This is a genomic window from Christiangramia aquimixticola (assembly GCF_048285835.1).
Taxonomy (GTDB): Bacteria; Bacteroidota; Bacteroidia; order Flavobacteriales; family Flavobacteriaceae; genus Christiangramia; species Christiangramia aquimixticola.
Genome location: NZ_JBLVTL010000291.1, coordinates 1 through 286, shown reverse-complemented (window position 1 = coordinate 286; position 286 = coordinate 1). Strand labels below are relative to the sequence as shown.

General features: G+C 42.3%; 1 pseudogene. It reads left to right on the top strand.

The features are described 5' to 3' along the window. Positions 1 to 15: 15 nt before the first annotated feature. A pseudogene (locus ACNKXV_RS14535) lies at positions 16 to 286 on the top strand (hypothetical protein); the annotation flags it as partial.

The following is a 286-nucleotide window of genomic DNA, read 5'->3' as shown; positions in this document are numbered from 1 at the left end:
AACCAAGCTTCAATTTTGGATTTAGGAGAAAAGGATGGGAAAACCATTCTGGCACACTCAAATGCTGCTGATGAACAGCATCGAAATAATTTAACGATCAAACTTAGCTTTGACGAAGGCAAGACTTGGTCAAAATCCATCTTAATAGACCGCACCGACGACCCCAAAAAACAAGCTTGGACAGCCTATTCTGATTTGGTCAAGCTCAGTGACTCCTCGATAGGCATCCTCTACGAGCGGGATAATTATCAGGAGATTGTTTTCCAAGTTGTGGACTGGAAGAAAT